The following is a 1,018-nucleotide window of genomic DNA, read 5'->3' as shown; positions in this document are numbered from 1 at the left end:
TGAGGTGTAACGCTTGTCTAGTTGCCGAGGTTGGGCTTCTCTCCCGATATCGATCGCCGTATCGATACTAATTTCATTGTCAGGAGAGTTGGTGAAAGCCTTCATTTTTTGGTACCAAGCCAACGCGGCTGTATTCTTGGAAATATCCTTTTTAAGGCCGACTTCCGTCAGAAACCAGAAACAATGATAAGCAGAGAAGTCTAGAATATTCGGTGTGTTACCACCGATAAACTCATTCGAGCTTAAGTTTTCTGATAGATAGCTTAGACCTTGCTTAATATGTTTGTTGGCTGATCTAGGGCTGCCGAGGGATACCGAGGCTTTGGCGCCCATTTCTATCCTGTCTTTCAAGAACAGAAGTAAATTCCATAAGCCTTTGTCTTTAGCAATACGTCGAAGTAATGATAAAGAGAATGCTTTATTTACACATGCAAAAAATAGCTTTGATTCAAGCCATTGTCTTTCAGTTAGAAGGCCTTGATTCAGAGCTTCGTTGGCTAACGATGGTTCGTCAGCGATAGCGGCGAGTTCATCAGCTATAAGGCTCGTATCACAAAAAATATCAGCTCCCACCTGTGCCACTGGTATTCTGTTATAACCTCCTGAAAGTAAGTCCAGTTTGCCTCGTGGCGGCGCTTCTGAGGTCAGACAGGAGGACCACTCTTGGTTGGTATAGCCAAGCATCGCTCTTATTTTTTCAGAGAAAGGAGACAGAGGGTAGTGGTGCAGTATTATGCTCATTGAAGATGTTCCAGAATAACAGGCTTAGTTGATATCCAGGCTATCTAAGCATAAAACTGTCTCGTGGTATAGTTCGCAATGCAAACTGCTGTATTTGGCTGTTGTGGCTAGGTGCTAGAACCAGGAGTGACGTATAGGCCGCTTCCGGAAAAACTGGCTCGATGACCTACATTGGTTAGCCTTAGTTTGTGTGATAAGGCTGCTACGTGTTTTGAGCAAGGTAATATGTTTTGAATATAAAGTGGTAATAAGCTCTGGATTGCTTTTTCTAATGAAA

1 protein-coding gene is annotated in these 1,018 nt (G+C 43.1%); it reads right to left on the bottom strand.

The features are described 5' to 3' along the window. A partial coding sequence (locus A3757_RS19610; protein WP_068740137.1) for a glutathione S-transferase family protein occupies nt 1–741 on the bottom strand: 741 nt, incomplete at its 3' end. Nucleotides 742–1,018: the final 277 nt, after the last annotated feature.

This window comes from Oleiphilus sp. HI0117 (assembly GCF_001635235.1).
The sequence above is the reverse complement of the archived record's forward strand: the minus strand, read 5'-3'. Positions and strand labels throughout refer to the sequence as shown.